We start from the raw sequence: 26202 nt of genomic DNA, 5'->3' as shown, positions 1-26202 counted from the left end.
CATCGCGTCATTCCAGGAAGGTCGTGAAGCCCTCGACCGGCTCGCGCTCGGTCTGCAGGCGATTCTCGACCGCCTCGGGGTCGGCGTAGCCCAGCGACATCCCGCACACCAGCATCTCGTTGGCCGGCGCGCCGATGTGCTCCATCACGATGCGGTGGAACTGCGTGAACGCCGCCTGCGGGCAGGTGTCCAGCCCGCGGGCTCGCGCCGCGATCATGATGTTCTGCAGGAACATGCCGTAGTCCAGCCAGCTGCCCAGCTCCATCACCCGGTCGATCGTGAACATCAGCCCCACCGGGGCGTCGAAGAACGAGTAGTTGCGCCCGTGCTGGGCGTGCATGCGCGCCTTGTCGCCCTTGGCGATGCCCAGCAGCCCGTACAGGTCCCAGCCCACCTTGCGACGCCGGTCGACGTAGGGCGAGACCCACTCGCGCGGGTAATAGGGATACTCCTCCCGGTGCGTCGCAGCCACCGCCGGGTCGTCGTGGGCGGCCAGGATCTTGCGGCTGAGCGCCTCGCGCGCCGCACCGGTCAGCACGTAGACCTTCCACGGCTGGGTGTTGGTGCCCGAGGGGGCGCGCGACGCCACGCGCAGGATGTCCTCGATCACGCGCCGCGGCACCGGCGTGGGCAGGAAGGCGCGCACCGAGCGGCGCGAGGTGATGGCCGCATCGACGATCGCGGCGGTGTCGGGCAGTCCCGTCATCGGAGCTTCTCCAAGGCCTGCACCAGCGATGCCGGCAGCGGTGCCGGCCGGCGCGTGGTGCGATCCACATACACGTGCACGAAGTGACCGCGCGCCGCGGTCAGCGGCTCGCCTTCGGCAAACAACCCCACCTCGTAGCGCACGCTCGACGTGCCGAGGCGGGCCACGCGCAGGCCGGCTTCCACCGTCTGCGGGAAGGCCAGCGGCGCAAAGTAGTTGCACTGGGTCTCGACCACCAGCCCGATCACCTCGCCGGCGTGGATGTCCAGCACCCCTTGCGCGATCAGGTACTGGTTCACCACCGTGTCGAAGTAGCTGTAGTAGACGACGTTGTTGACGTGCCCGTAGATGTCGTTGTCCATCCAGCGGGTGGTGATCGGCAGGAAGTGGCGGTAGGCGCTGCGCGCCTCGGGCTGCGGTCGGGACATGGCGCAGACGATTATTCCATCGCGGCGCCGGACGGCTGTCCGCAACGCGACACCGACCCCCCCGGCCCGGTTTTAGAGGACCCCACCTAAAATTGCTGCATTGCAGCAAAAAAGGCTTGCAAGCCCGGCCCCAGTCCCTATACTTCCTTCCATGCTGCAGCGCAACATGATGCAGCGCCCAGCAACCCGCCCACCAGGAGGTAAACATGTTGACTGCCGAACAAATCATCGAAGCCCAGAAAGCCAACGTCGAGGCCCTCTTCGGCCTGACCCAGAAAGCCTTCGAAGGCGCCGAGAAGCTGATCGGGCTGAACGTGCAAGTCGCGAAGACCGCCCTGGACGAGGCCACCAGCCATGCCCAGGCCGTGCTGTCGGTGAAGGACGCCCAGGAGCTGATGGCCCTGCAGGCCGGCCTGCTGCAGCCCAGCGCCGAGAAGGCCGCCGCCTACGGCCGCCACGTGTACGACATCGCCGCCAGCACCAATGCCGAAGTCGGCAAGCTGGTCGAGGAACAGGTCGCCGAATTCCAGCGCAAGTTCATGGCCGTGGTCGACAACGCGGTGAAGAACGCGCCGGCCGGCACCGAGAACGCCGTCGCGCTGGTCAAGTCGGCCGTCGCCGCCGCCAACAACGCGTTCGAAAGCATGCAGAAGGCCGTCAAGCAGGCTGCCGACGTGGCCGAAGCGAACTTCCAGGCCGTGACCAACACCGCGGTCAAGGCCACGCAACAGGCCACCAAGGGCAAGCGCGGCGCCGCGGCCTGAGCCTGCGTAACAGGATGTGTGCGGGGGCTTGAACTTTCCGGACCGGCCCCCACTCTCCGGAGCACCGTGACGTCACGGTCTCCCTGAAAGGTTGTCTCCTCGGTACCTCTCGAAATCCTCTTTCAAGGTACCTTTGCCCGGTGGTCTTGCCACCGGGCATTTTTTTGCCCGCGTTCAGGGGGTCGCCGCGGCGATCTTGCGCTTGAGCTCCGGGATAGCGGCCTGCGCCGCCTCGCGCCCGGCCTGGATCACGCGGCGGCGCGCCGCGAAGTCCGCGCCGGCGATGCCGGCCAGCCGCGGACGGATCACGATGTCGGCGTCGCGCAGCTCCCACTGGTTGATGCTGCGCCCCATGATCGCGAAGGTCTGCAGCAGCATGCTCATCGCGTCCCCCACCGGGTTGCCCTCGGGCACCGCGGAGATGTCGACCGCGATCACCAGCTCCGCGCCCATCTCGCGCGCATGGCGCACCGGCACCGGCGAGACCAGCCCGCCGTCCACGTACTCGCGCCCCTGGATGCTGACCGGCTGGAACACGGCCGGCACGGCGCTGGAAGCGCGTACCGCGGTGGCCGCGTCGCCGCGCCGGAACAGCACGCCCTGCCCGCTGCGCAGGTCGGTGGCGACGATGCCCAGCGGGATGGCCATCTGCTCGATCAGCTTGCCGCCGGTGTGCTGCCGCACGTAGCGCGCCAGCGCCTGGCCGCGCAGCACGCCGCGGAACGGGAACGACCAGTCGGTGATCATCAGCTCGTCCATGCTGTCGGCCAGCGCGGCGAGCTGCTGGCCGCTCTTGCCGGAGGCATACAGCGTCGCGACCAGGCTGCCGGCGGAGGTGCCGACCACCAGGTCGGGCCGGATGCCGTGCTCCTCCAGCACCTGCAGCACGCCCACGTGCGCGAAGCCGCGCGCGGCACCGCCGCCGAGCGCCAGCCCGATGCGCGGCGGCCGGGGTGGCGGCGCCGGGGTGGCGACCGGTGGAGGCTCTTGCGGAGGGGCAGGCGGCGGGCTGGGCGGGGTCTGGCATGCCGCCAGCAGCGCGCCCGCCGCCAACAGGGCGCAGCGCCGCAGCGACTGCGCCAGGAAGATGCGGCGTGGCGCCACACGGATGCAGTCAGGCATGGCTGCGCATTCTATCGGGGCCGGTCGGACCCGACGCTTTCCAAATAACGTTCTTCGATAAACAACCAACAAAACTGTAGTTCTCTTTTATATAGAGGGCTTCTACAGTCGCCGTTCGGCCCCGTGCGGCCGGCGATCGGCATGGTCCGCCCCGAGGGGCGCGGGAGGTTCCCGGAGGCCGGCCAGAAGGACATTCACTGAAGAAGCCACGATGTATCAATACAACGAGTTCGACCAGCAGTTCGTCAGGCAGCGTGCCGCGCAGTTCCGCGACCAGCTGGAGCGCTGGCAGCGCGGCGAACTGACCGACGAGCAGCTGCTGCCGCTGCGCCTGCAGAACGGCTGGTACATCCAGCGCTATGCCCCGATGGCCCGCATCGCCGTGCCCTACGGCGAGATCAACAGCAAGCAGCTGCGCATGCTGGCCCGCATCGCGCGCGAGTACGACCGCCCCGACCCCGAGCTGCTGGCCCATGCCCAGGCCACCCAGGACGCGCTGCAGGCCGCCCAGCCCGGCCAGAAGCTCGCCGCGCCGCGGCTGAAGTACGGCTACGGCCACTTCACGACGCGCACCAACGTGCAGTTCAACTGGATCCCGCTGGCCAAGGCCGCCGAAGTCATGGAGCTGCTGGCCAGCGTGAACATGCACGGCATCCAGACCAGCGGCAACGCGATCCGCAACATCACCTGCGAGGCCGATGCCGGGATCGCCGATGACACCATCGTCGACGTGCGCCCGTTCGCCGAGATCGCGCGCCAGTGGAGCACGCTGCATCCCGAGTTCGCCTTCCTGCCACGCAAGTTCAAGATCGCCTTCAACGGCGCCCGCGAGGACCGCGCCGCCACCGGCTGGTATGACATCGGCGTGCAGGCCGTGCGCACCGACGACGGCGAGGTCGGCTTCAAGGTCCGCGTCGGCGGTGGCATGGGCCGCACGCCCGTCATCGGCACCGTGGTGCGCGAGTTCCTGCCCTGGCACCAGCTGCTGAACTACTTCGAGGCCGTCATCCGCGTCTACAACGGCTACGGCCGGCGCGACAACAAGTGGAAGGCGCGCATCAAGATCCTGGTCAAGGCCGAAGGCCAGCGCTTCATCGATGCGGTCGAGGCCGAATACAAGGCCATCGTCGAGCAGGACGGCGCCCCGCACACCATCACCCAGGCCGAGCTGGACCGCGTGCAGGCGGGCTTCGCGGTGCCCGAGCTCAAGCCGGCCAACCTGCCGTCCAAGGTCGACACCAACGGCCTGCTCTACCAGCGCTGGCTGAAGCAGAACGTGCGCAACCACCGCCTGCCGGGCCTCAAGGCCGTCACGCTGTCGTTCAAGCGCGTGGGCTTCGCCCCCGGCGACGCCGATGCCGACACGCTGGATGCGCTCGCGCAACTCGCCGAGCAGTTCAGCGCCGGCGAGGCGCGCCTGACGCACGAGCAGAACCTGCTGCTGCCCTGGGTGCACGAGTCCGACCTGCCCGCGCTGTACGAGACGGCCCGCTCGCTGGGCCTGGCCACGCCCAACATCGGGTTGCTGACCGACATGATCGCCTGCCCGGGCGGCGACTTCTGCTCGCTGGCCAACGCCCGCTCGCTGCCGATCGCGGCGGCGATCACCGAGCGCTACCAGGACCTCGACGAGCTGTTCGACCTGGGCCCGATCGACCTGCACATGAGCGGCTGCATCAACTCCTGCGGCCATCACCACAGCGGCCACATCGGCATCCTCGGCGTCGACAAGGACGGCATGGAGTGGTACCAGATCACGCTGGGCGGCACCGACGGCAGCGACCTGTCCGGCCCGGCGCAGCCCGGCAAGGTGGTCGGCCCCTCGTTCCGTGCCGACGAGGTGCCCGACGCCATCGAGGCCATCCTCGAGGTCTACCGCGAGCTGCGCCAGCCCGGCGAACTCTTCATCGACACGCTGCGCCGCGTGGGCCACGACCCGTTCAAGGCCGCCGCCAACGGCGCCCGCCACGCCCGCACCGAACACCTGGCCGCGGCCTGACCGGCCGGCGCCGATCCACGAGATCCACGACATGAACATCTTTGCTGCCAACGCCGTTCCCGCCGACCCCGCCGACGCGAAGGTGCTGCAGATCCCGAACGATGCGGACCTGCCCGAGCTGGCCCGCAGCGGCGCGCTGCAGGGCGTGGACCGCGTCGAACTGAGCTTCCCGAAGTTCACCGACGGCCGCGCCTACAGCCAGGCCGTGCTGCTGCGCCGCCGCTACGGCTTCAAGGGCGAGATCCGCGCCACCGGCGACGTGCTGATCGACCAGCTGCTGCAGATGCAGCGCTGCGGCTTCGACTCCGCGGTGCTCAGCCCCGGGCTGGACCCGGCCGAGGGCCGCCGCCAGCTGGACCGCTTCCCCGGCTTCTACCAGGGCGACGCATTGCAGCCGCTGCCTCGCTTCGCGCGGAGGGCCGCATGAGCGTGTCCGCCGTCTCCCTGGCCGGCGGCGGCGCGGCGCCCAAGAAGGCCACGCAGCTGTACGACCGCCCGAGCGTCGACCACGACGCCAAGCGGCAGGAGGCGCGTGCGCTGCTGCAACGCGCCGCGGCCGAAGGCGGCGTGACGCAGGCCAGCAGCCTGGGCGCCGAGGACGTGGTGATCACGCACCTGATCAACGCGCTGGGCCTGGACATCCCGGTGTTCGTGCTGGAGACCGGCATGCTGCACCACGAGACGCTGGCGCTGCTGGAACGCACCCAGGCCGCCTCGCGCGCGCCGGTCAAGGTCTACCGGCCGCAGCAGGAAGCGGTGATCCAGTTCATCCGCACCCACGGCCAGGACGCGATGTACCGCAGCATCGAGCTGCGCAAGGCCTGCTGCTCCATCCGCAAGATGGAGCCGCTGGGCCGCGCGCTGGCCGGGCAGCGCGGCTGGATCACGGGCCTGCGCCGCGAGCAGTCGCAGGCGCGCGCCAACGTGGGACTGGTCGACACCAGCGAGGTGGCCACCAAGGGGCTGACCAAGTACAACCCGCTGGCCAACTGGACCTGGGGCGACGTGTGGCACTACATCGCCACCGAAGGCGTCGACTACAACCCGCTGCACGACCGCTTCTACCCCAGCATCGGCTGCGCGCCGTGCACCCGCGCCATCGCGCTGGGCGAGGACTTCCGCGCCGGCCGCTGGTGGTGGGAGGCGGAGGACGCCAAGGAGTGCGGCCTGCACGTCAAGTCGCAACCGGATCAGACACGGAACGGCGGCCAGCGCGCTGCGCCATCGCCCGCTGCCGCATCGAACACTGGAGCCCAAGCATGAACGCCCCGCTGAGCGTGGACAAGCTGTTGCCCGAACTGGACCATCGCCACCTGGACTGGCTGGAAGAAGAAGCCATCTTCATCCTGCGCGAGACCGCCGCGGCCTTCGAGCGCCCGGCGCTGCTGTTCTCCGGCGGCAAGGACTCGTGCGTGGTGCTGCGCCTGGCCGAGAAAGCGTTCAAGAACAGCCTGGGCAACGGCCAGTTCAGGGGCCGCCTGCCCTTCCCGCTGCTGCACGTGGACACCGGCCACAACTTCCCCGAAGTGATCGAGTTCCGCGACCGCCGCGTGGCCGAGATGGGCGAGCGCCTGGTGGTGGGCCACCTGGAGGACTCGATCAAGCGCGGCACGGTGCGCCTCGCGCATCCGCTGGAATCGCGCAACGGCCACCAGACCGTCACGCTGCTCGAGGCCATCGAGGAGCACCGTTTCGACGTGCTGATCGGCGGCGCACGCCGCGACGAGGAAAAGGCGCGCGCGAAGGAACGCATCTTCAGCCACCGCGACAGCTTCGGCCAGTGGCAGCCCAAGGAGCAGCGCCCTGAACTCTGGACGCTGTTCAACACCCGCATCAAGCCGGGCGAGCACATGCGCGCCTTCCCGATCAGCAACTGGACCGAGCTGGACGTGTGGCTGTACATCGCGCGCGAGAACATCCCGCTGCCGAGCCTGTACTACGCGCATAACCGCCAGGTGGTGCGCCGCAAGGGCCTGCTGGTGCCGGTGACCGAGGTGACCCCGGTGCAGCCGGGCGAAACCGTCGAGACCGCGCGGGTGCGCTTCCGCACCGTCGGCGACATGACCTGCACCTGCCCGGTGGAAAGCGATGCCGCCACGCCGGCCGAGATCGTCGCCGAGACGCTGACGGTCACGATCAGCGAGCGCGGTGCCACCCGCATGGACGACCGCACCTCCGACGCCTCGATGGAACGCCGCAAGAAGGAAGGGTATTTCTGATGACTCTGGAACAAACGCCCCACCGCGCGCTGCGCTTCCTGACCGCGGGCAGCGTGGACGACGGCAAGAGCACGCTGATCGGCCGGCTGCTCTATGACAGCCGCGCGATCCTGGCCGACCAGCTCGACACGCTGCAAAAGCGTGCCGTGGGCGACCAGATCGACCTGTCGCTGCTGACCGACGGCCTGGAGGCCGAGCGCGAGCAGGGCATCACGATCGACGTGGCCTACCGCTACTTCGCGACCAAGCAGCGCAAGTTCATCATCGCCGACGCACCGGGCCACGAGCAGTACACCCGCAACATGGTGACGGCCGCGGCCGGCAGCGATGCCGCCGTGGTGCTGGTCGACATCACCAAGCTCGACACCAGCGCCCGCCCGGTGCAGCTGCTGCCGCAGACGCGCCGCCATGCGCTGCTGGCGCACCTGCTGCGCGTGCCGAGCATCGTGTTCGCGGTCAACAAGCTGGATGCGGTCGCGCAGCCGCAGGCCGCCTACGAGGCGGTGCGCAACGCCCTGCTCGACTTCGCCGAGCGCGCGGGCGTGCAGGTCGCCGGCATCATCCCGGTGTCGGCGCTGCGCGGCGACAACGTCACGCAACCGCTGGATGCGCCCTGGTACCAGGGCCCGTCGCTGCTGCAGCTGCTCGAGTCGCTGCCCACCACGCAGGAACGCAAGACCGGCAACCTGCTGATCCCCGTGCAGTACGTCGCCCGCGAAGGCGAAGGCACCGGCAACCAGCCGCGCACGCTGTGGGGCCGCATCGCGCACGGCCAGGTGCGGGCCGGCGACACGGTGCAGATCTTCCCGAGCGGCGAGATCGCCACGGTGGCCGAGGTGCGTCGCGCCGGCTCGGTGGTGGACAGCTGCTCGGCCGGCGAGTCGGCCGGCATCGTGCTGGACCGCCAGCTCGACGTCTCGCGCGGCGACTGGATCGCCACGCCGCACTCCGTCCAGGCGACGCAGCGCTTCTCCGCGACGCTGGCCTGGCTGGACACCGAGCCGGCCGTGGTCGGCCGCAAGTACTGGGTGCGCCACGGCAACCGCTGGGTGCAGGCCCGCATCGCCGCGATCGAGAGCCGCCTGGACATCCACACGCTGCAGGCCACCGAGGCCCAGGAGCTGGCCGTCAACGACATCGGCCACGTGATCGTCGAAACCCAGCAGCCGCTGCCGGTCGAGCCCTACGAGGACAACCGCGTCGGCGGCGCGCTGATCATCGTCGACCCGGCCAGCAACCGCACCAGCGGCGCGCTGCTGGTCAAGGCCGCGGCCTGAGGCAGGAAGGCCTGGCAGGCGTGGGCAAGGTCGCATTCATCGGAGCCGGCCCCGGCGCGGCGGACCTGATCACGCTGCGCGGCGCCCGCCTGCTGGCCCGGGCCGACGTGGTGCTGCACGACGCGCTCACCGACCCGGCATTGCGCGAACTCGCGCCGCGCGCGCAATGGATCCACGTCGGCAAGCGCGGCTTCTGCGACAGCACCGGGCAGGCCGCGATCAACGCGCTGATCGTGCGCCATGGGCGCGAAGACGGGCTGGTCGTGCGCCTCAAGGGCGGCGACCCGAGCGTCTTCGGCCGCCTCGAGGAAGAACTGCAGGCCTGCGCCGAGGCGGGCCTGGAAGTCGAGGTGGTGCCCGGCGTGACCGCCGCGCTGGCCGCGGCCGCCGACACGCTGCGGCCGCTCACGCGGCGCGGCAGCGGGCGCAGCGTCAGCCTCACCACCGCGATGACCCGCACCGGCGACCTGCACGCCAGCCGCAGCGCCGACACCGAAGTCTTCTACATGGCCGGCAAGCAGCTGGGCCCCCTGTCGCGGCGCCTGCGCGAGGCCGGCTGGGACCCCGCCACGCCGGTCAGCGTGGTCTCGCGCGCCGGCTGGCCCGACCAGCTGCACAGCGACCACACCCTGGACACCCTGGCCCAGGCCAGCCTGCTGCACGCCGGCCGCCCGACCGTGGTCGTGGTCGGTGCCGGTGCGCGCGCCGTGGACGCCGCGCGGGCGCCGGTCGCATCCGCATCTGCCGCCTGCAGGGAGGGCATTGCGCCCGATCAAGGGCTGGGACAAACCCTGAAGCCCTAGAATCACGCGTTCGGTGCACGAGCGCGACGGCCCAGCTCGCCGCCTGATGTTCGCCTCGTCGCGGCGCACCGGAGACAACCGTCAAACCCAACGAGACCCACCATGACCCACGTAGTGACCGAGGCCTGCATCCGCTGCAAGTACACCGACTGTGTCGACGTCTGCCCGGTGGACTGCTTCCGCGAAGGCCCCAACTTCCTGGCCATCGACCCCGACGAGTGCATCGACTGCGCGGTGTGCATCCCGGAATGCCCGGTCAATGCCATCCTGCCGGAAGAGGACGTGCCGGCCGACCAGCAGCACTTCATCGCGCTGAACGCCGAGCTGGCCAAGAAGTGGCCCAGCATCACCAAGCGCAAGGACCCGCTGCCTGACGCCGAGGAGTGGCGCAACCGCACCGGCAAGCTGGACGAGCTGATCCGCTGACGCCCGCCATGTCCGTCGCCCCGACGCAGCAGCCGCAGGCGGAGGTCATCGACACCGACGCGCTCATCGTCGGGGCCGGCCCCGTCGGGCTGTTCCAGGTGTTCGAGCTCGGGCTGCTGGAGATCAAGGCGCACGTCGTCGACGCCCTGCCCTATCCCGGCGGCCAGTGCGTCGAGCTCTATCCCGACAAGCCGATCTACGACATTCCGGCCGTGCCGGTGTGCACCGGCCGCGAGCTGACCGACAACCTGCTCAAGCAGGTCGAGCCGTTCCATCCGACCTTCCACCTCGGCCAGGAAGTGACCGTGGTCGAGAAGCAGGCCGACGGCCGGTTCCGCGTCGAGACCTCCCGCGGCACGCGCTTCCTCGCCCGCACGGTGTTCATCGCCGCCGGCGTGGGCGCGTTCCAGCCGCGGCGCCTCAAGCTCGACGGGATCGAGCGGCACGAGGAGCGGCAGCTCTTCTACCGCGTCAAGGACCCGGCGCAGTTTGCCGGCAAGCACCTCGTCATCGTCGGCGGCGGCGATTCCGCGCTCGACTGGGCGAACCACTTCGCGCAGGATGGCCCGCACCAGGCTGCGAGCGTGGTCCTCATCCACCGCCGCGACGGCTTCCGCGCCGCGCCGGCCTCCGTGGCGCGCATGCGCGAGCTGTGCGAGGCGATGAAGATGCAGTTCCTCGTCGGCCAGGTCACCGGCTACGAGGAAGCCGACGGCCGCCTCAGCGGCGTGAAGGTCACCGGCAGCGACGGCGTCACGCGCGTCGTGCCGCTGGACATGCTGCTGGTGTTCTTCGGCCTCAGTCCCAAGCTCGGCCCGATCGCCGACTGGGGCCTGGCGCTGGAGCGCAAGCAGGTCGTCGTCGACACCGAGAAGTTCGAGACCAGCATCCCGGGCATCTTCGCGGTGGGCGACATCAACACCTATCCCGGCAAGAAGAAGCTGATCCTGTGCGGCTTCCACGAAGCCGCGCTGGCTGCATTCGGCGCGACGTCGTACGTGTTCCCGGGCAAGGCCATCCACCTGCAGTACACGACCACCAGCCCCAAGCTGCACAAGGCGCTGGGGGTCGAGACGCCGACGTTCGACGATTGAGTGCAAGACCACTTGCACATCGTTTGAAAAACGTCCTATAATGCGAGGCTCTGTTCCCCGATAGCTCAGTCGGTAGAGCGCCGGACTGTTAATCCGTAGGTCCCTGGTTCGAGCCCAGGTCGGGGAGCCAAAAAACACGAGGGGCCGCCCGTCCAGGCGGCCCCTTTTCTTTTGGTTTGCGACATCGGCGCGCATCGATCGGCCGCGGCCCGCCGTCCCCTGCGACAGCGTGATCGCGGCGACCTGCACTGCATCGCCGCGGCTGCCACCGGTTGGTTTGGTGCGCATGGGAGCCGATGCCTGGCATTGCACCAAGCGACCCATGCTTGTTGCCGTTGACTAGGCCACGACCACGCCGGCCCGGGTCGGTCACGACGATCGTGGCCCGGCAAGGGTGGTCGACGACGTCCGCTCAACCGCCTTTCGGAGCTTCGCTGCCGGCCAGTTCTCCGACGACCTTGTGCTGTGGCAGCAGGACATCGAGCGCCGCGCTCGCCCCGACGAACTGGATGCGACAACTGTCGTCGGACGCTCGCTCCACCGCAACCACGTTCTGCGGATTGATGTAGACCGTTCCTCTGTTGGTGGGCAAGGGAACCATACGCACGTACATAGAACCCTCCTGTCATTCGGCCCCGGAAAACTAGCCGGTCAGCCTTCGCACTGCCAATCCCCCCAAGGGGGTTGCCGCGAAGAACTTTTGCGCTCGGTCAATCGTGCCCGCCGGAAGCGCAGCAAGCCCGTGCAACGCGGTTGCCCGCCCAGGCGAGAGATGCACTCGCGCGCGGCTTGCGAAGCAGGGGTACGCCGCATGCCCGCCGAGGTCTCCTGCCGACACGCAGCACGCGACGCGCACGCCGGCCTCGGGGGGCCTGGCATCCTGGCGCACCGCACCGACACCCACCCGCCCTGCACGCAGGGCGCACCATCGTTGCGCGGCGCGCACCGGGCCGAGACCGAGGCGATCGTGAAGGGCCCTTCGGAAATCCACGGTTGCTGTGGAAAACCCTGTGCATCGGATCGGAGCAACCTGCCCGACCCCGCATCCTTCCTGGGGCCGGATCAGATTGCTACTTTCTGTAGCAGCGTCCTCGGGCCCGAGACCGACGACCCATGCACCGATGCGAAGGCCCCTCGCCTGCGCGCCATGCGCCCCCGCCTGCAGGGCCGTGCGCCGCATCGCCGTCCATGGGCTGACGAGGCAGGCGACGGTGCGGCACGGCATCGCCCTGCCCGGCCCCAGTCAAGAAACCGGGCCACCGACTGCGACATGCAGCGCGCGTCTTGCCGGAGGCGCGTCACGCCGGTGTATATTGAAGCCATGACGTGCCACCCGAACCGCAATCCGTCCTGCGCGCCTCGCGCCGGCGCGGCCATGCCGCGGGTGGCCTGCCGTCCGTTGAACCGACGTGACGATAGCGCCGGCCTGCGGCCCGAACTGGCCGCACATCCCTGAGCCCGGCGACCCCTCCCCCTTCTTCCCGTTCCTCTTCGCGCAAACCCAGGTCGCCGGGCCCCCACCCGCGCAATGGAGGCGCCTGAACCGGGCCCTCCCCACCAGACTCAGGAGTGCTGCATGGAGGTACTGACCCAAGAGCGCGTGCTCACCAAACTGGACCACGCCCGACTCACTTCGTTGCTGGCCCGCTCGCGTGCGGGCCTGCCCCCCAAGCTGGCGGCGCTGGCCGAGGAAATCCTGGATTTCGCCGACGTCGTCGAGGCCACGGAGATTGCCGCCGACGTGGTGACGATGCGCTCCCGGGTGCGGGTGGCCCGCACCGGCGAGGCGCCCGTCGAGTTCACCCTGTCCTATCCGGTGGAAGGCAGCCCGCCGCCTGAAGGCACGGTGTCGGTGCTGACGCCGATGGGGCTGAGCCTGCTCGGCGCCCGGACCGGGCAGACCGTCAGCTGGACCGGTCCCACCGGCGAGCCGCACACCGCGCAGGTGCTGGAGGTCGTGTACCAGCCGGAAGCCGCGGGCGACTACGGGGCCTGAGGCACGCGTACGGCACGACCCGCCCCCTGCAATGAAGCAAGGGGAGGTCCACCCGCGCACCGACGCATGGAGGACCTCCCGGAACATCCCAACGACGCATGGACCCAAAGCGCGAAGCACTGCGGCTTCGTCGCACGGAGGCGGCCGGCGGCAGAGGCCGTCGCTGCGTCTTGGGATTCTTGGTGCTGTGGACCCGGCACCGTAAGCAATCGCTAGCCGGCCCTGCCGATCGGCCCGCAGGCGACGCAGCGGGTTACACAAACGCCGACCTGCTCTCGGTTCGCAGGCCTTGCTCACGCCTGCATACCGGGACCGTCGTTTGCCGAAGTCGGAGACACGGCCGGTGGCCGGCCGGGACAAGGAGCGAGCGATGAATCAGGTACAGGCAGGCGTCTTCGACCGGCGCGAGGCGGCGCAGCAGGCCCGGCAGGAACTGCTGGCACTGGGCATCGCGCCCGAACGGATCGCATTGGCCGGCGGGCCGGATGACGAAGACCGGTCGGTGGCGCGCAGCATGTCGGTGCAGGCATCGATCGAGGACCTGGTCCGCTCGCTGTTCGTCGACTTCGGCGGATCGAGCAGCGACACACAGCTGTACGAAGCGGCGCTGCGCGGCGGTGGCACGGCCCTGTGCGTGCAAGCCGACGATGCGGCCCAGGCCACGCGGGTGCGCGAGGTGATGCTCCGGCATGGCGCGGCCGGTGTGTACCCGCCGGATGCGGACGACGGCAGCGCCCGCGTGACCGTCACGGTACCCGATGCGGCCCGCCGGATCGACCGGCAGCAGTAGCCAGCCGCCCACGCGGTCTTCAAGGCCGGCGATAGAACTCGAAGCGGTGCCGGTTGTCGGTCTCCAGCTGCAACTGCGCCACGCCCAGCGGCGGCAGCGTCACCGGCTCGAAATGCCGCAGCGCCTCGCTGGACGAGAACTCGTACGGGCGCCGCAAGGCGACGTCGTTCCAGCCCACCACCAGTTCGCCCCCCGGCCGCAGGACGTGGTGGAAGCTTTCGAGCGCCGCATTGACGTCCGCGCGCTCGTCCAGCCCCCAGCCGAACACGCCGTTGAACACCACGAGGTCGAACGCCCCCGGCCCGAACAGCTGCCCCGCCTCGACGGCCGAGCCGACCACATGGTGCTGGCGGCTGCCGTGACGGGCGACGCGCGGGTCCATGTCCAGCGTCACGTAGCGACGGCCCGCGAACAGGGCCTCGTAGGCTTCGGTGTACCAGCCCACCCCGACGAACAGCACGCGGCGCACGTCCGCCCGCGCCGCGTAGTACGGCAGGATGCATTGCTCGAGCAGGCGCCGGTCGTCGGTGTCGAGGCGCACCGCCAGGCCCAGCCGGCGCCGCAGCCACTGGACGGCCACGCGGCGCGCCCAGCACCAGGTCGAGGCGGCGGATGCAGGCACGTTCCTCCCGGGGATGGCGGAAGAGGTCTTCATGCCGGGCATGGAGCAAGCGGCATGCTCGCTCCCGAAAAGAAACAGGCCGGCAAAGCCGGCCTGTCGTCCGATGCGAGCGCGAAACGCGGGCTCACTTCTTGTTGGCGGCGAAGTTCGCGATGCCGTCCATGATTTCCTTCTTGGCGGCCTCCGGGCCCTGCCAGCCGGTGACCTTGACCCACTTGCCGGACTCGAGGTCCTTGTAGTGCTCGAAGAAGTGCTGGATCGCCTTCAGGCGCATCGGGTTGATGTCCTCCGGCTTCTTCCAGTGGTCATAGATCGGCAGGATCTTGGTGGTCGGCACGGCCAGCAGCTTGGCGTCGCCGCCCGCCTCGTCCTCCATCTGCAGCATGCCGATCGGGCGGCAGGTCACCACCACGCCGGAGAACAGCGGGAACGGCGTGATCACCAGCACGTCGACCGGATCGCCGTCCTGCGACAGGGTCTGCGGGACGTAGCCGTAGTTGCACGGGTAGTACATCGCCGTGGTCATGAAGCGGTCGACGAACAGCGCCCCGGTCTCCTTGTCGACCTCGTACTTGATCGGGTCGGAGTTCATCGGGATTTCGATGACCACATTGAACTCTTCCGGGGCGTTCTTGCCCGGCGTGACGTGATGCAGGCTCATGATGTTTCGGGAAGATTTGGCGAGGGAAAACCCGAAGTGTAGCGGTTGCGCTGACGGCGCCCTGACGCCGGCCCCTGCGGCGCCCCTGCAACGTGGCGGCCTTCCCCGGGCGGGCTCGATTGCGGCGCCAGTAGCCATCCCGTAGCATGCAACGGCGACCCGGGCACCAAGATCCGGGCGCGTCGATTCATTTCCGGATCACCACGAGGAAGGAGACAGCCTCATGTCCAGTTCTTTGGCGCTTTACTTTGCGCTTGCGTGCGGCCTTGCCGCCGTCGTGTACGGCTTCGTGTCACGCAGTTGGATCCTCAGGCAGGACGCCGGGAATCCCCGCATGCAGGAGATCGCCTCGGCCATCCAGCAGGGTGCCGCAGCCTACCTGGCACGACAGTACAAGACCATCGCGATCGTCGGCGTGGTGCTGGCGGTGCTGATCGCGATCTTCATCGACGTCGTCACGGCGGTCGCCTTCGTCGTCGGGGCCGTGCTCTCCGGGGCCTGCGGGTTCATCGGCATGAACACTTCGGTGCGCGCCAACGTGCGCACCGCCCAGGCGGCCACCCAGGGCATCAATGAAGCGCTCAACGTCGCGTTCAAGGGCGGCGCGATCACCGGCCTGCTGGTGGTGGGCCTCGGGCTGCTGGGCGTGAGCGTGTTCTACTGGGCGCTGACTGCCAGCGGCGCGGCCGACGGCGGGCTGGCGGCGCAGCTCAAGCCGCTGCTGGGCCTGGCCTTCGGCTCCTCGCTGATCTCCATCTTCGCGCGCCTGGGCGGCGGCATCTTCACCAAGGGGGCCGACGTCGGCGCCGACCTGGTCGGCAAGGTCGAGGCGGGCATCCCGGAGGACGACCCGCGCAACCCGGCGGTGATCGCCGACAACGTGGGCGACAACGTCGGCGACTGCGCCGGCATGGCAGCGGACCTGTTCGAGACCTATGCGGTCACGCTCATCGCGACGATGGTGCTGGGCGCCCTGATGGTCACCGCCGCCCCCGAGGCGGCGGCTTTGTATCCGCTGGCGCTGGGCGGCTTCTCGATCATCGCCTCCATCATCGGCTGCATGGTCGTCAAGGCCAGTCCGCAGATGCGCAACGTGATGCCGGCGCTGTACCGCGGCCTGGTGGTCTCGGGCGTGCTCGCGCTGATCGGCTTCTACTTCATCACCACCTGGGTCATCCCCGACGACGCGCTGGGCAGCGGCGGCTCGCAGCTGCGCCTGTTCGGCTCGGCGGTGGTGGGCCTGGTGCTGACCGCGCTGATGGTGTGGATCACCGAGTACTACACCGGCACCGACTACGGCCCCGTCAAGCACATCGCGCAGGCCTCGACCACCGGCCACGGCACCAACATCATCGCCGGCCTGGGCGTGAGCATGAAGTCGACCGCCTGGCCGGTGCTGTTCGTGTGCGCGGCGATCATCGTCTCGTACTGGCTCGCCGGCCTGTACGGCATCGCGGTGGCGGCCACCTCGATGCTGAGCCTCGCAGGCATCATCGTCGCGCTGGACGCCTACGGCCCGATCACCGACAACGCGGGCGGCATCGCCGAGATGGCCGAGCTGCCCGACAGCGTGCGCGACATCACCGACCCGCTGGATGCGGTGGGCAACACCACCAAGGCGGTGACCAAGGGCTATGCGATCGGCTCGGCGGGCCTGGCGGCGCTGGTGCTGTTTGCCGACTACACCCACGCGCTCGAGGCGCAGGGCATGAGCATCAGCTTCGACCTCTCCAACCATGAGGTGATCGTCGGCCTGTTCATCGGCGGCCTGATCCCCTACCTGTTCGGCGCGATGGCGATGGAAGCCGTCGGGCGCGCGGCGGGCAGCGTGGTCGAGGAAGTGCGCCGGCAGTTCAAGACCATCCCCGGCATCATGGAAGGCACCGGCAAGCCCGAGTACGGCACCGCGGTGGACATGCTGACCAGTGCGGCGATCAAGGAGATGGTGATCCCGTCGCTGCTGCCGGTGGTGGTACCGATCCTGGTCGGCCTGCTGCTCGGCCCGGCGGCGCTCGGCGGCCTGCTGATGGGCACCATCGTCACCGGCCTGTTCGTCGCGATCTCGATGTGCACCGGCGGCGGCGCCTGGGACAACGCCAAGAAGTACATCGAGGAAGGCAACCACGGCGGCAAGGGCAGCGAGGCGCACAAGGCGGCCGTGACCGGCGACACCGTGGGCGACCCCTACAAGGACACGGCCGGCCCCGCGGTCAACCCGCTGATCAAGATCATCAACATCGTCGCGCTGCTGATCGTGCCGCTGCTGCCCGGCACCATGGCCGCGAAGGCCGAGGCGCCGGCGTCACCGCCGGCTGCGGTGGTGGTGCAGGCATCGCCCTCGCGCTGACGCCCTCACCCACGGAAAACGCCCGCAATCGCGGGCGTTTTTTCTTTCAGGCACGCAGGCTCACTTGCGCTGCGGCGGCACGTCGGTGCAGGTGCCGTGCGCGACCTCGGCGGCCATGCCGATGGATTCGCCCAGCGTCGGGTGCGGGTGGATGGTCTTGCCGATGTCGACCTCGTCGGCGCCCATCTCGATGGCCAGCGCGATCTCGCCGATCATGTCGCCTGCATGCGTGCCGACGATGCCGCCGCCGACGATGCGGTGCGTCTCCTCGTCGAACAGCAGCTTGGTGAAGCCCTCGTCGCGGCCGTTGGCGATCGCGCGGCCCGAGGCCGTCCAGGGAAACAGGCCCTTCTTCACCTTGCGGCCCTCGGCCTTGGCCTGGTCCTCGGTCAGGCCCACCCAGGCCACTTCCGGGTCGGTGTAGGCCACGCTCGGGATCACGCGCGCCTCGAAGGCCACCTTCTCGCCCGCCGCGGCTTCTGCCGCCACGTGGGCCTCGTGCACGGCCTTGTGCGCCAGCATGGGCTGGCCGACGATGTCGCCGATCGCGAAGATGTGCGGCACGTTGGTGCGCATCTGGATGTCGACCGGGATGAAGCCGCGCTCGGTGACGTTCAGGCCGGCCTTGTCGGCGCCGATCTTCCGGCCGTTGGGCGCACGGCCGACCGCCTGCAGCACCAGGTCGTACAGCTGCGGCTCCTTCGGCGCCCCCTCGCCCTCGAAGCGCACCAGGATGCCGTCGGCGGTCGCCTCGGCGCCGACGGTCTTCGTCCTGAGCATGATGTGGTCGAAGCGCGAGGCGTTCATCTTCTGCCACACCTTGACCAGGTCGCGGTCGGCGCCCTGCATCAGGCCGTCGAGCATCTCGACCACGTCCAGCCGCGCGCCCAGCGTCGAGTACACCGTGCCCATCTCCAGGCCGATGATGCCGCCGCCGATGATCAGCATGCGCTTCGGGATGCGGCGCAGCTCCAGCGCGCCGGTCGAGTCGATGACACGCTCGTCGTCGGGCAGGAACGGCAACCGCACCGCCTGCGAGCCGGCCGCGATGATGGCCTGCTTGAAGCGGATGGTCTGCGTCTTGCCGGTCTTGTCCTGGCCGGTGCCGGTGGTTTCCTCCACCTGCACGTGGTGCGGGTCGAGGAAGCTGCCGTAGCCGCGCACCACGGTGACCTTGCGCATCTTGGCCATCGCGGCCAGGCCGCCGGTCAGCTTGCCGACCACCTTGTTCTTGTGCGCGAGCAGCTTGGCCAGGTCCACCGTGGGCTCGCCGAAGCTCACGCCCAGGTCGGCGAAGTGCTTCACCTCGTCCATCACGGACGCGACGTGCAGCAGCGCCTTGGACGGGATGCAGCCCACGTTCAGGCACACGCCGCCCAGCGTCGCGTAGCGCTCGACCAGCACCACCTTCATGCCGAGGTCCGCGGCACGGAAGGCGGCCGAGTAGCCGCCCGGGCCGCCGCCCAGCACCAGCATGTCGCATTCGAGGTCGGCACCGCCGCCGTAGCTCGCCGCCACCGGCGCAGGCGCGGCCGCCGTCACGGCAGGGGCCGCCGCAGGGGCTGCGGCCGGAGCCGGCGCAGGCGCCGCGGCGCCTTCGGCCTCGGCGTCCAGCGTCAGGATCACCGAGCCCTCGCTGACCTTGTCGCCGACCTTGACCTTCAGCTCCTTGACCACGCCGGCATGCGACGACGGGATCTCCATCGACGCCTTGTCGCTTTCCACGGTGATCAGCGACTGCTCCGCCTGCACCCGGTCACCCGGCTGCACCAGCACCTCGATGACCGCCACGTCCTTGAAGTCGCCGATGTCCGGGACCTTGATCTCGATCACTGCCACGGCAGGCTCCTTACAGCAACACGCGGCGGAAGTCCGCCAGCACGTTGGCCAGGTAGGTGTTGAAGCGGGCCGCCGCCGCGCCGTCGATGACCCGGTGGTCCCAGCTCAGCGACAGCGGCAGGATCAGGCGCGGCTGGAACTGCTTGCCGTCCCACACCGGCTTCATCGCCGAGCGGCACACGCCCAGGATCGCGACTTCGGGCGCGTTGATGATCGGCGTGAAGTAGGTGCCGCCGATGCCGCCCAGCGACGAGATCGAGAAGCAGCCACCGGACATCTCGGCCGGGCTCAGCTTGCCTTCGCGCGCCTTGGCGGCGAGCTCGGCGGTTTCCTTGGCGATCTCGAGGACACCCTTCTTGTCGGCGTCCTTGATCACCGGCACCACCAGCCCGTTGGGCGTGTCGGCGGCAAAGCCGATGTGGTAGTACTTCTTGAGCACCAGCGTCTCGCCGTCCAGCGAGGCGTTGAACTCGGGGAACTTCTTCAGCGCCGCGACGCAGGCCTTGATCAGGAAGGCCAGCATCGTGACCTTCACGCCCGCCTTCTCGTACTCCTTGTTCAGCGAGACGCGGAAGGCTTCCAGCTCGGTGATGTCCGCATCCTCGTGGTTGGTGACATGCGGGATCATCACCCAGTTGCGGTGCAGGTTGGCACCGCTGATCTTCTTGATGCGCGACAGGTCCTTGCGCTCGACCGGGCCGAACTTGGCGAAGTCCACCTGCGGCCAAGGCAGCAGGCCGGGCAGCGCCCCGCCCGCGGTGCCGGCGCCCTTGCCCTTCTGGGCCTGGGTCTGCACGTCGCCGGCCATCACCTTCTTGACGAAGTTCTGCACGTCCTCCTGGGTGATGCGGCCCTTCGGGCCGGTGCCCGGCACTTCCTCCAGCGGCACGCCCAGCTCGCGCGCCAGCTTGCGGATGCTCGGCGAGGCGTGCGGCAGCTTGCCGCGCGGGGCGGTCGGCTCGTGCGCCGGCAGTGCGGCCGTCGGCGAGGTACGCGCCACCGGCTGGCTGGCCAGCTCGGCGGGGCCGGCCGCCGCGGCCGGCGGCTGCGCAGGCTGCGGTGCCGCGGCGGCCGGCGCCGGCGCTGCGGCCCCCTCGGCCTCGACCACGGCGATCAGGCTGCCCTGGCTGACCTTGTCGCCGACCTTGACCTTCAGCTCCTTGACGACGCCGGCGTGCGACGACGGGATCTCCATCGACGCCTTGTCGCTTTCCACGGTGATCAGCGACTGCTCCGCCTGCACCCGGTCACCCGGCTGCACCAGCACCTCGATGACCGCCACGTCCTTGAAGTCGCCGATGTCCGGCACGACCACCTCGACCGTGCCGCCCGCGGCAGCCGGCGCCGGGGCGGCCGCAGCGGCCGGGGCCGGCGCGGGTGCAGGCTCGGCCGCAGGCGCGGCAGCCGCCGGGGCCGGCGCCGCCGCAGCGGCATCGGCCGCCTCGAGCAGCAGCAGCAGGCTGCCCTCGCTGACCTTGTCACCGAGCTTGACCTTCAGCTCCTTGACCACCCCGGCATGCGACGAGGGGATTTCCATCGACGCCTTGTCGCTCTCGACGGTGACCAACGACTGCTCGGCCTTGATCGTGTCGCCGGGCTGCACCAGCACCTCGATGATCTCGACGTCCTTGAAATCCCCGATGTCGGGGACCTTCACTTCCACCAATGCCATTGCGTGTCCCCGTCGTTGTTATGCGTACAGCGGGTTGATCTTCTCGGTGTTGATGCCGTACTTCTGGATGGCCTCGGCCACCTTGCTCATCGGCACCGAGCCCTCCTCGGCCAGCGCCTTCAGCGCGGCAACCACGATGTAGTGGCGGTTGACCTCGAAGTGCTCGCGCAGCTTGTAGCGGAAGTCGCTGCGACCGAAGCCGTCGGTGCCCAGCACCTTGTAGGTGCGGCCCTTGGGCAGGAACGGACGGATCTGCTCGGCGTAGTTCTTCATGTAGTCGGTCGAGGCGACCACCGGGCCCTTGTGCTTCTCGAGCTGCTGGGCCACGAACGGCACGCGCGGCGTCTCGCTCGGGTGCAGCAGGTTCCAGCGCTCGCAGTCCTGGCCGTCGCGTGCCAGCTGGTTGAAGCTCGGGCAGCTCCACACGTTGGCGGCCACGCCCCAGTCCTTCTCGAGCAGTTCCTTGGCGAAGATCGATTCGCGCAGGATCGAGCCGGAGCCCAGCAGGTTGACGCGCAGCGTCTTCTTCGCGCCTTCTTCCAGCAGGTACATCCCCTTGATGATCTGCTCCTCGGTGCCCGGCTTCAGGCCCGGGTGCGCGTAGTTCTCGTTGAGCAGGGTGATGTAGTAGAAAACGTTCTCCTGGCGCTCGACCATGCGCTTGAGGCCGTCGTGCATGATCACCGCCACCTCGTGCGCGAAGGTCGGGTCGTAGGAGACGCAGTTCGGGATCGTGCCGGCCAGGATGTGGCTGTGGCCGTCCTGGTGCTGCAGGCCCTCGCCGTTGAGGGTCGTGCGGCCAGACGTGCCACCCAGCAGGAAGCCGCGCGCCTGCATGTCCCCGGCCGCCCAGGCGAGGTCGCCCACGCGCTGGAAGCCGAACATCGAGTAGTAGACGTAGAACGGGATCATGATGCGGTTGTTCGTCGAGTACGACGTCGCCGCAGCGATCCACGAGGCCAGGCCGCCGGCTTCGTTGATGCCTTCCTGCAGGATCTGGCCGGCCTTGTCCTCCTTGTAGTACATGACCTGGTCCTTGTCGACCGGGGTGTACTTCTGGCCTTCCGGGTTGTAGATGCCGATCTGGCGGAACAGGCCTTCCATGCCGAAGGTGCGCGCCTCGTCGACCAGGATGGGCACCACGCGCGGGCCCAGCGTCTTGTCGCGCAGCAGCTGGGTCAGGAAGCGCACGTAGGCCTGCGTGGTCGAGATCTCGCGGCCTTCCGCGGTGGGCTCGAGGATGGCCTGGAAGGTGCCCAGCTCGGGCACCGGCAGCTGCTCGTCGGCCTTGGTGCGGCGCTTGGGCAGGTAGCCGCCCAGCGCCTGGCGACGCTCGTGCAGGTAGCGCATCTCCGGCGTGCTGTCGTCCGGCTTGTAGAACGGCACCTCGGGGATCTTGTCGTCCGGGATGGGGATGTTGAAGCGATCGCGGAACGCGCGGATGTCGTCGTCCGTCAGCTTCTTGACCTGGTGCGCGGTGTTGCGAGCCTCGCCGCTCTTGCCCATGCCGAAGCCCTTGACGGTCTTCACCAGGATCACGGTCGGCTGGCCCTTGTGGTTGACCGCACGGTGGTAGGCCGCGTAGACCTTCTGCGGGTCATGGCCGCCGCGCTGCAGGCGCCAGATGTCGTCGTCGCTCATCTTGGCGACCATCTCCAGCGCCTTGGGATGGCGGCCGAAGAAGTGCTTGCGCACGAAGGCACCGTCGTTGGCCTTGCAGGCCTGGTAGTCGCCGTCGACGGTCTCCATCATGATCTTGCGCAGGATGCCTTCCTTGTCGCGCGCCAGCAGCGGATCCCAGTAGCTGCCCCACAGCAGCTTGATCACGTTCCAGCCCGCGCCGCGGAACTCGCCCTCGAGCTCCTGCACGATCTTGCCGTTGCCGCGCACCGGGCCGTCCAGGCGCTGCAGGTTGCAGTTGACGACGAAGATCAGGTTGTCGAGCTTCTCGCGCGCGGCCATGCCGATGGCGCCCAGCGATTCGGGCTCGTCCATCTCGCCGTCACCGCAGAACACCCAGACCTTGCGCTTGCTGGTGTCGGCGATGCCGCGGGCATGCAGGTACTTCAGGAAGCGAGCCTGGTAGATCGCCATCAGCGGGCCCAGGCCCATCGAGACGGTCGGGAACTGCCAGAACTCCGGCATCAGCTTGGGGTGCGGGTAGCTGGACAGGCCCTTGCCGTCGACTTCCTGCCGGAAGTGGTTGAGCTGCTCCTCGGTGATGCGGCCTTCCAGGAAGGCACGCGCATAGATGCCGGGCGCGCTGTGGCCCTGGAAGTAGATCAGGTCGCCGCCGTGGTCGGGCGTGTCGGCGTGCCAGAAATGGTTGAAGCCGGTGCCCAGCATGGTCGCCAGCGAGGCGAAGCTGGAGATGTGGCCGCCCAGGTCGCCGCCGTCGGGCGGGTTCAGGCGGTTGGCGCGCACCACCATGGCCATCGCGTTCCAGCGCATGTACGCGCGCAGGCGCTCCTCGATCTCGAGGTTGCCGGGGCAGCGCTCCTCGTCCTCGGGCTCGATCGTGTTGACGTAGCCCGTGGTCGCGGAGAACGGCATGTCGATGCCCGACTGGCGGGCATGTTCGAGCAGCTGCTCCAGCAGGAAGTGGCCGCGCTCACGGCCCTCGGTTTCGATGACGGCGGACAGCGCGTCCAGCCATTCGCGGGTTTCTTGGGCGTCGGCGTCGTTGGCCGCTGCGCCCGGGAAGGAATCCGGCAGTGCAGACATGGGGTCTCCTCGCATAGGTTCAGCTGCAGGCCCGGAGTTTGGCACAGAACACCCATTTTTCAAATAGCGCAAGCAAATTTCATAATATGAATTACATTGCGCCCTCGCGCCGTCACCGTCCGGCCCCGCACGACGGCCGGGCACTGGATAATCACTAATACATATGGCCAGCAGTATCCCCAGCGAGTTTCGTTCCAGCACCCACGAATTGCCACCCAGACCCCGTCGTCTGTTCGGCAAATGGTGGCGCCGGCAATCCCCCGCCCGCCAGGACCGCTTTGCGACGCTGGGGCCGCTGGTCTCCGTCCTGCTGTTCCTGGCGGCCATCATCACCGCCTTCTGGTACCTGCGCCTGGAAGAAATGGAGCGCGAGCAGGAGTCGGTCAAGCGCGACACCGAGGTCGCCCAGCAGCAGATCCGCCTGCGCCTGATCGAGAACCAGGAACAGCTGGTGCGCGTGGCGCGGGAGATCACCACCCGGGCGATCGACCAGGACGAGTTCCTCGGCCAGGCCACCACCTTCGCCCGGGAGCGTCCGGAAGTGGTCAGCCTGACCTGGCTGGACGCCGGCCGCCGCCCGCGCGTCAGCTACCTGTCGCCCAGCCACACCTTCAACGGCAGCCGCTATGCGCCGGGCGCCGAGGCGGTGGCCTCGTCGGCCGCCGGTGGCCCCAAGGTCACCAAGAGCGAGCCGGAATGGACCTTCGAGGCGGCCCGCGACCTGCGCCAGCCGGTCTACTCCCGCCCCTACGCCACCACCAACGGCCTGTACGTGTTCCAGGTCCAGGTGCCGCTGATCGACCGCAGCGCCTTCGTCGGCACGGTGGTCGCCGAGTACTCGGTCGAGGCGTTGCTGCGCTACTTCGTGCCCACCGAGGTCGCCAACCGGCACGGGATGATGCTGCTGGACGCCAACGACCGGGTGCTGGCCAGCACCATCTCGCGCGCGGCGGCCAAGGGCGAGCGGCCCTCGATCTTCCACGAGATCCCGGTCGCGCCGGTGGGCAACGGGCTGATCCTGCGCGGCCTGGGCTACCGCACCTCGCCCGGCCTGATCGGCAACACGCTGTTCTGGATGGTGACCGCGCTGAGCGTGCTGACCGTCTGGATGCTGCTGGGCACCTGGCGGCACATGCGCCGCCGGCTGCAGGTGCAGAACGCCCTGATCGCCGAGACCAACTTCCGCCGGGCGATGGAAAACTCCATGCTGACCGGCATGCGGGCGATGGACATGGAGGGCCGCATCACTTATGTCAATGCGGCCTACTGCTCGATGACCGGGTTCTCCGAGTCCGAGCTGATCGGCAAGCTGCCGCCCTTCCCGCACTGGCCGCCGGACCGCATGGAGGAAAACCGGCGCCTGTTCGAGCAGGAGCTGCAGGGGCGCAGCCCGCCCGGCGGCATCGAGGTGAAGGTGATGCGCAAGGACGGCACCATCTTCGACGCGCGCATGTACGTCTCGCCGCTGATCGACGCCAAGGGCAACCAGACCGGCTGGATGACCTCGATGACCAACATCACCGAGGCCAAGCGCATCCGCGACCAGCTGTCGGCCTCGCACGAGCGCTTCACCACCGTGCTGGAGGGGCTGGACGCGGCCGTCTCGGTGCTGTCGGTGCAGGAAGGCGAGCTGCTGTTCGCCAACCGCTCCTACCGGCTGTGGTTCGGCGCGGACGCGCGCGGGCACGCCCAGCTGGCCGGCGAGTACCCGACCGAAGTCGACGTGCCGCTGCCCGACGGCGACGACAGCGTGGACAACCTGAGCGGGCTGCCGACCCAGGAGCTGACCGACGTGGCCTCGGCCCCGCGCGAGGTCTACATCGAGTCGCTGGACAAGTGGTTCGACGTGCGCGCGCGCTACCTGCAATGGACCGACGGCCGGCTGGCCCAGATGCTGATCGCCACCGACATCACGGCGCGCCGCCGCGCCGAGGAGCAGGCCGCGCTGCAGGCCGAGAAGGCGCAGGTGACCAGCCGCCTGGTGACCATGGGCGAGATGGCGTCTTCGGTGGCGCACGAGCTGAACCAGCCCCTGACCGCCATCTCGAACTACTGCAACGGCATCATCTCGCGCCTGAAGTCCGGCTCGATCAGCGACGACGACCTGATCGCCGCGCTGGAAAAGACCGCCAAGCAGGCCCAGCGCGCCGGCCAGGTGATCCACCGCATCCGCGCGTTCGTCAAGAAGAGCGAGCCGCAGCGCCAGCCGGCCCAGGCCCGGGACATCGTCGAGGACGCGGTCGAGCTGGCCATGATCGAGCTGCGCCGGCGCAACGTCCAGATCCACACCTACGTCGCGCAGCGCCTGCCTTCGCTGATGGTCGACCCCATCCTGATCGAGCAGGTTTTGCTCAACCTGCTGAAAAATGCGGCCGAAGCGATCGACAATGCCAAGCTGCCGCCGTCGCGGCGCAACATCGAGTTGAGGGTGATCCCCCGCCACACCCCCGAGGAAGGCGGCGTGATCGAGTTCAGCGTCACCGACAATGGCCCCGGCCTGAAGGAGGAAGTGCTCAACCGGATGTACGAAGCGTTCTTCTCGACCAAGTCGGACGGGCTGGGCATCGGGCTCAGCCTGTGCCGCTCGATCATCGAGTCTCACCGTGGCCGGATCCGGGCCGAGAACTTATACAATGGGCCGAGCGTGGTCGGTTGCCGGTTCTCGTTCACGCTTCCGGTGGACCTTTCCAGTCACTCCAACCATTGAGAACCT

The 26202-nt window shown here is 68.9% G+C and carries 22 protein-coding genes and 1 tRNA gene; 14 read left to right on the top strand and 9 right to left on the bottom strand.

The window, feature by feature from the left end; all coding sequences use genetic code 11:
* Nucleotides 1–7 precede the first annotated feature (7 nt).
* A complete protein-coding gene (locus IS481_RS07500; protein ID WP_104356456.1) occupies nucleotides 8–706 on the bottom strand; it encodes a nitroreductase in 699 nt (232 codons plus the stop codon).
* Nucleotides 703–1134, bottom strand: coding sequence for an acyl-CoA thioesterase (locus IS481_RS07495; RefSeq protein ID WP_104356455.1), 432 nt, complete (start codon nucleotides 1132–1134; stop codon nucleotides 703–705). Before IS481_RS07495 ends, IS481_RS07500 begins: the two co-directional genes overlap by 4 nt.
* A 206-nt stretch (nucleotides 1135–1340) precedes the next feature.
* Here IS481_RS07495 and phaP point away from each other — a divergent pair, with 206 nt between their 5' ends.
* Nucleotides 1341–1898: a TIGR01841 family phasin gene (phaP, locus tag IS481_RS07490; RefSeq protein ID WP_104356454.1), complete on the top strand. Its 558-nt coding sequence runs from the start codon at nucleotides 1341–1343 to the stop codon at nucleotides 1896–1898.
* Nucleotides 1899–2072: 174 nt separating this feature from the next.
* Here the strand turns inward: phaP and IS481_RS07485 are convergent, their stop codons facing one another.
* The gene (locus IS481_RS07485) at nucleotides 2073–3020 is read right to left on the bottom strand and encodes a patatin-like phospholipase family protein (protein WP_104356453.1); all 948 of its coding nucleotides are present in this window, start codon (nucleotides 3018–3020) and stop codon (nucleotides 2073–2075) included.
* 211 nt (nucleotides 3021–3231) lie between these two features.
* Between IS481_RS07485 and IS481_RS07480 the strand changes: the two genes are divergently transcribed.
* The 9 genes from IS481_RS07480 to IS481_RS07440 all read left to right on the top strand — a co-directional run bounded on the left by IS481_RS07480 (nucleotide 3232) and on the right by IS481_RS07440 (nucleotide 10968).
* Nucleotides 3232–5019 (top strand): nitrite/sulfite reductase, encoded by a 1788-nt coding sequence (locus tag IS481_RS07480; RefSeq protein WP_104356452.1) that lies wholly within the window; start codon nucleotides 3232–3234, stop codon nucleotides 5017–5019.
* A gap of 31 nt (nucleotides 5020–5050) precedes the next feature.
* Entirely contained in the window at nucleotides 5051–5446 is a 396-nt protein-coding gene (locus IS481_RS07475) for a DUF934 domain-containing protein (protein WP_104356451.1), read from the top strand.
* Complete coding sequence (locus IS481_RS07470; protein ID WP_104356450.1) at nucleotides 5443–6282, top strand: phosphoadenylyl-sulfate reductase; 840 nt, start codon at nucleotides 5443–5445, stop codon at nucleotides 6280–6282. The genes IS481_RS07475 and IS481_RS07470 overlap by 4 nt, the downstream gene beginning before the upstream one ends.
* A complete protein-coding gene (gene cysD / locus IS481_RS07465; protein ID WP_104356449.1) occupies nucleotides 6279–7238 on the top strand; it encodes a sulfate adenylyltransferase subunit CysD in 960 nt (319 codons plus the stop codon). The genes IS481_RS07470 and cysD overlap by 4 nt, the downstream gene beginning before the upstream one ends.
* Nucleotides 7238–8515 carry a sulfate adenylyltransferase subunit 1 gene (locus tag IS481_RS07460; protein WP_104356448.1) on the top strand — a complete coding sequence of 426 codons (1278 nt, stop codon included), beginning with the start codon at nucleotides 7238–7240 and terminating at the stop codon, nucleotides 8513–8515. Before cysD ends, IS481_RS07460 begins: the two co-directional genes overlap by 1 nt.
* Nucleotides 8516–8535: 20 nt before the next feature.
* Entirely contained in the window at nucleotides 8536–9318 is a 783-nt protein-coding gene (cobA, locus tag IS481_RS07455) for a uroporphyrinogen-III C-methyltransferase (RefSeq protein WP_104356447.1), read from the top strand.
* Between the two features lie 102 nt (nucleotides 9319–9420).
* Nucleotides 9421–9744: a ferredoxin FdxA gene (gene fdxA / locus IS481_RS07450; protein WP_104356446.1), complete on the top strand. Its 324-nt coding sequence runs from the start codon at nucleotides 9421–9423 to the stop codon at nucleotides 9742–9744.
* A gap of 8 nt (nucleotides 9745–9752) precedes the next feature.
* Nucleotides 9753–10838: an NAD(P)/FAD-dependent oxidoreductase gene (locus IS481_RS07445; RefSeq protein WP_104356445.1), complete on the top strand. Its 1086-nt coding sequence runs from the start codon at nucleotides 9753–9755 to the stop codon at nucleotides 10836–10838.
* Nucleotides 10839–10892: 54 nt separating this feature from the next.
* Nucleotides 10893–10968 (top strand) — tRNA-Asn (locus IS481_RS07440).
* Nucleotides 10969–11250: 282 nt separating this feature from the next.
* Here the strand turns inward: IS481_RS07440 and IS481_RS07435 are convergent.
* Complete coding sequence (locus IS481_RS07435; protein WP_104356444.1) at nucleotides 11251–11451, bottom strand: hypothetical protein; 201 nt, start codon at nucleotides 11449–11451, stop codon at nucleotides 11251–11253.
* A 963-nt stretch (nucleotides 11452–12414) separates the two neighbouring features.
* Between IS481_RS07435 and IS481_RS07430 the strand changes: the two genes are divergently transcribed.
* The gene (locus tag IS481_RS07430) at nucleotides 12415–12834 is read left to right on the top strand and encodes a GreA/GreB family elongation factor (RefSeq protein WP_104356443.1); all 420 of its coding nucleotides are present in this window, start codon (nucleotides 12415–12417) and stop codon (nucleotides 12832–12834) included.
* 343 nt (nucleotides 12835–13177) lie between these two features.
* Nucleotides 13178–13624: a hypothetical protein gene (locus tag IS481_RS07425; RefSeq protein WP_147280032.1), complete on the top strand. Its 447-nt coding sequence runs from the start codon at nucleotides 13178–13180 to the stop codon at nucleotides 13622–13624.
* Nucleotides 13625–13643: 19 nt separating this feature from the next.
* Here IS481_RS07425 and IS481_RS07420 read toward each other — a convergent pair whose 3' ends face one another.
* Both IS481_RS07420 and ppa read right to left on the bottom strand, forming a co-directional pair.
* The gene (locus IS481_RS07420; RefSeq protein WP_146079513.1) at nucleotides 13644–14279 is read right to left on the bottom strand and encodes a class I SAM-dependent methyltransferase; all 636 of its coding nucleotides are present in this window, start codon (nucleotides 14277–14279) and stop codon (nucleotides 13644–13646) included.
* Between the two features lie 91 nt (nucleotides 14280–14370).
* Nucleotides 14371–14907 carry an inorganic diphosphatase gene (gene ppa, locus IS481_RS07415; RefSeq protein WP_104356440.1) on the bottom strand — a complete coding sequence of 179 codons (537 nt, stop codon included), beginning with the start codon at nucleotides 14905–14907 and terminating at the stop codon, nucleotides 14371–14373.
* 223 nt (nucleotides 14908–15130) lie between these two features.
* Here ppa and IS481_RS07410 point away from each other — a divergent pair, with 223 nt between their 5' ends.
* A complete protein-coding gene (locus IS481_RS07410) occupies nucleotides 15131–17254 on the top strand; it encodes a sodium-translocating pyrophosphatase (protein WP_104356439.1) in 2124 nt (707 codons plus the stop codon).
* A gap of 60 nt (nucleotides 17255–17314) precedes the next feature.
* On the opposite strand, the gene lpdA is transcribed toward IS481_RS07410, so the two are convergent.
* Genes lpdA through aceE form a run of 3 tightly spaced genes read right to left on the bottom strand, consistent with a single transcriptional unit; the run spans nucleotide 17315 to nucleotide 23489 of the window.
* Entirely contained in the window at nucleotides 17315–19093 is a 1779-nt protein-coding gene (lpdA, locus tag IS481_RS07405) for a dihydrolipoyl dehydrogenase (RefSeq protein WP_132763139.1), read from the bottom strand.
* A gap of 10 nt (nucleotides 19094–19103) precedes the next feature.
* A complete protein-coding gene (gene aceF, locus IS481_RS07400; RefSeq protein ID WP_114699297.1) occupies nucleotides 19104–20765 on the bottom strand; it encodes a dihydrolipoyllysine-residue acetyltransferase in 1662 nt (553 codons plus the stop codon).
* An 18-nt stretch (nucleotides 20766–20783) separates the two neighbouring features.
* Nucleotides 20784–23489: a pyruvate dehydrogenase (acetyl-transferring), homodimeric type gene (gene aceE / locus IS481_RS07395; protein ID WP_104358956.1), complete on the bottom strand. Its 2706-nt coding sequence runs from the start codon at nucleotides 23487–23489 to the stop codon at nucleotides 20784–20786.
* 163 nt (nucleotides 23490–23652) lie between these two features.
* Here aceE and IS481_RS07390 point away from each other — a divergent pair, with 163 nt between their 5' ends.
* Nucleotides 23653–26196: a PAS domain S-box protein gene (locus IS481_RS07390; RefSeq protein ID WP_104358955.1), complete on the top strand. Its 2544-nt coding sequence runs from the start codon at nucleotides 23653–23655 to the stop codon at nucleotides 26194–26196.
* Nucleotides 26197–26202: the final 6 nt, after the last annotated feature.

Origin of the sequence: Caldimonas thermodepolymerans, assembly GCF_015476235.1 — a bacterium.
Classification (GTDB): Bacteria; Pseudomonadota; Gammaproteobacteria; order Burkholderiales; family Burkholderiaceae_C; genus Caldimonas; species Caldimonas thermodepolymerans.
Note: the sequence above shows the minus strand (reverse complement) of the source record. Positions and strands in the feature narration are given on the sequence as shown.